Below are 3,311 nucleotides of genomic sequence, written 5' to 3'. Positions count from 1 at the left end.
CGACCGACCCAACTGCAACAAAAAGCGTTAGATTTATTGGGAGTTTCCCTGATTTGTACCCAGTAACGGGGCGGCGGAAATTCTTTTAATCCCTTCTACAGCACAGGTTATGGCTTTTTGTCAACGGGGAAGTCCAGATATACCGATCTGTTTCCAGTTTTTTACCTCCCCAATTTTTTCGGCTAAATCGGGAATTTTTCCCACGGATGCCTCGATGAGTTGCACTCTTTCATTTAAACCGGTGATTTTTGCGTCTAAAGTCCTGATTTCTCCCTTAATTTCCGTCTGTCCTATCTCTAGGACTTGAATTTCTCTTTTGATCTCTCCGATGCTATTCTCGATCGCTTTTTGTCCATTCTCCAAAGAGGTTAAACGAGTTTCGATCGCTTTTTGTCCATTCTCCAGAGAGGTTAAACGAGTTTCGATCGCTTTTTGTCCATTGATAATCAGATTTTCTAACCTTTTTAGGTCATTTTCCGTAAAAGCCGTCATCAGCTAAACTCCTAATAGATTAATTTTTTCTCGTCTTGAGATTGAGTCGATCGTTGACTAATTTAATTATGGAGTCAAAATCAAGCTGTTACCCATTGATAGTGCTAGGTTCGACGCGGCAATAGGGATTTAGGGTGATAGGCAAATTTCCCTCACTTCCCCAATTCCCCATCTCCCCTTTACCATAAATAAACATTATTGTTTTCCTGTATGGATAACTTTTATTGATGAATATTGATCGCACTATCCAAGAGGCAATAGGGATTTAGGGTGATCGGGAAATTTCCCCCACTTCCCCAATTCCCCACTTACCCACTTCCCCACTTACCCACTTCCCCACTTCCCCACTTACCCACTTCCCACACTCCCTACTCCTGTCTCCTGTCTCCTGTCTCCTGTCTTCTAAATTCTGCTGTATTGTTTCCCCTCATGAATATCGATCGCACTATCCAAGAGGCAATAGGGATTTAGGGTGATAGGCAAATTTCCGCTAAATCCCCCACCTCCCCACTTACCCACTTACCCACTTCCCCACTTCCCCACTTCCCCACTTCCCCACTTCCCCACTTCCCCACTTCCCCATCTCTCCTTTCCCATAAATAAACATTATTGTTTTCCTGTATGGATAACTTTTATTGATGAATATCGATCGCACTATCCAACTAGCTCATCAATTAGCGGACACTTCTGGAGAGATTATCCGGCGCTATTTTCGGCAGCCCCATCTAGAAACCGAGACCAAACTCGATCAAGTTTCCTCAATAGTAACAATCGCCGATCAAGAAGCTGAGGAGGCGATGGTGGCGATTATTCGGCGAGAATTACCCGAAGATGGGGTTATTCGAGAAGAAGGAGCCAATATTCCCTCCCAAAGTGGTCGTTATTGGGTATTGGATCCGATCGATGGCACATCCTCTTTTGTCAAAGGATTGCCGATTTTTGGAACTTTAATCGGCCTAGTGGCAGAAAATCAACCGATTTTAGGAATTGTCGATCAACCGATTTTAGGCGATCGCTGGTTAGGAGTGAAGGGAAAAGCCAGTCTTTATAATAACCAGATGATCGTTAATCCCTACCGTCAAGATCGAGAACTTGTCTTAAAAAATGCCTGTTTAGCCTCCACCACTCCCTTAATGTTTATCACAGAACGACAACAAGCGATCGCTCGTCAGCTGCAAACCGTCTGCAAACGTACCGCTTTTGGGGGTGATTGTTATAACTATATGATGTTAGCCACTGGCTGCACTGCCATGCCGATGGTAATCCTAGAATCAGACCTAAAATACTACGATTTTTGTGCTTTAATCCCGATTATTGAAGGTGCGGGCGGAATAATTAGCGATTGGTCAGGTAATCCCCTACAAGCTGATTCTAGCGAAGTTTTAGCCGTCTCTAATTCCGGTTTATGGCGGCAGGTTTTAGAACAAATCAGCAGAGTGGGTTAGTGCCAATACTAAGATAATTAAGGCCGGCTGAATAAATCTAAAAACCTTGTTGGGTAAGACTTTTAGACTTTTTGTCAATCAAAAAGTACCAGTTATGGGAGTGATCGTGGGAAAATTACGGGACTTTTTCTCTGAAAATTAGGTAATTGACCAGATGGGAATCAGTAAAAACCTACACCCCACACCCCACACCCCACACCCCACACCCTGTCCCCACAAAAAACTTTTTCAGCAGACCCTAATTAGTCAACAGCTAACCCACCCCTGCGGCAATTAAACGGTGGCTAATTGAGGTTGGGGACGTTTGCTGTTACGGATACCTTCGATCGCCGTCCCGTAATCGGGGGCATTAAATACCGCCGAACCTGCTACAATCGCATTAGCACCCGCTTCGAGAACTTGCCAAGTATTAGCCGGTTTTAAGCCGCCATCCACTTCAATCCAGGGATCCAAGCCTCTTTCATCGCAGATTTGACGTAATTGACGGATTTTGGGGACAACTTCCGGGATAAAACTCTGGCCACCAAAACCGGGGTTAACGCTCATAATTAGGACTAAATCGCACAAATGCAGCACATATTCGATTAAATCTAAGGGAGTGGAGGGATTTAACACCACACCCGCTTGTTTACCGAGTTCGCGGATTTGGCAAAGAGTACGATGGAGGTGGGGAGAAGCATTATGTTCAGCGTGAACAGAAATAATGTCAGCACCCGCTTTCGCAAAGTCAGCCACATATTTTTCTGGTTCCACGATCATTAAATGCACATCTAAAGGTTTTTTCGTATAGGGACGAATAGCGGAGACAATCAGGGGTCCAATGGTGATATTCGGGACAAAACGACCATCCATCACATCAACGTGAATCCAATCGGCTCCTGCCTTATCCACAGCCTCGATATCGGCTCCTAATTTACTAAAATCCGCCGATAGGATCGAGGGAGAGACAACGATCGACTTCGAGCTTCCGTTTTGGGTCATGGCTAACTATAGAATTTCGTGTTTATATTTTCGTAACAATCTTATCAGCAATCAGTGATCAGTGATCACTAATCGGATTTGAGTTTTCAGTCGGGGTAATCCCAGAGCATTTTGTATAAATTGTAACAGACAAAAATTTGTAATTGTTGTACAGCAATAACCGCTACTGACAATCAATCATTTCTACTCTAGAATAAAAGATATTGCAATCCCTGTTAGGGAATTTCTCAGAAACTTGAGGTATATTAAGTGGGTTCTTCGTTACTTGGTATGGTTCGATAGGGGGGCATAAATCGACTAAATCCTTATCTGGCAAGAGACTTAATTGATTAGTTCGCTCTAGAGCAAAAACAATTGACAAAAATCGCTAAATGCCTTTCTCTATAAGGGTTC

At 43.6% G+C, this 3,311-nt stretch carries 5 protein-coding genes and 1 pseudogene; 3 read left to right on the top strand and 3 right to left on the bottom strand.

Going from position 1 to position 3,311, the window contains the following annotated elements; translation table 11 throughout:
- Positions 1–120: 120 nt before the first annotated feature.
- On the bottom strand, positions 121–492 hold the full coding sequence (locus O9300_RS04915) for a coiled-coil domain-containing protein (protein WP_287970370.1): 372 nt from the start codon (positions 490–492) through the stop codon (positions 121–123).
- A gap of 270 nt (positions 493–762) precedes the next feature.
- On the opposite strand from O9300_RS04915, the gene O9300_RS04910 reads away from it, so the two are divergent.
- The 3 genes from O9300_RS04910 (at position 763) to O9300_RS04900 (ending at position 2,214) form a co-directional block, all read left to right on the top strand.
- Complete coding sequence (locus O9300_RS04910) at positions 763–963, top strand: hypothetical protein (protein ID WP_287970369.1); 201 nt, start codon at positions 763–765, stop codon at positions 961–963.
- 167 nt (positions 964–1,130) lie between these two features.
- Positions 1,131–1,937, top strand: coding sequence for a histidinol-phosphatase (hisN, locus tag O9300_RS04905; protein ID WP_287970368.1), 807 nt, complete (start codon positions 1,131–1,133; stop codon positions 1,935–1,937).
- A gap of 154 nt (positions 1,938–2,091) precedes the next feature.
- Entirely contained in the window at positions 2,092–2,214 is a 123-nt protein-coding gene (locus tag O9300_RS04900; RefSeq protein ID WP_287970371.1) for a hypothetical protein, read from the top strand.
- Here O9300_RS04900 and rpe read toward each other — a convergent pair.
- Entirely contained in the window at positions 2,211–2,918 is a 708-nt protein-coding gene (rpe, locus tag O9300_RS04895; RefSeq protein WP_287970367.1) for a ribulose-phosphate 3-epimerase, read from the bottom strand. The genes O9300_RS04900 and rpe overlap by 4 nt on opposite strands.
- 163 nt (positions 2,919–3,081) lie before the next feature.
- Positions 3,082–3,311: pseudogene (locus tag O9300_RS19435) on the bottom strand (hypothetical protein); the annotation flags it as partial.

It is taken from the genome of Microcystis sp. LE19-195.1E (assembly GCF_027532095.1).
Taxonomy (GTDB): Bacteria; Cyanobacteriota; Cyanobacteriia; order Cyanobacteriales; family Microcystaceae; genus Microcystis; species Microcystis aeruginosa.
The sequence above is the reverse complement of the archived record's forward strand: the minus strand, read 5'-3'. Positions and strand labels throughout refer to the sequence as shown.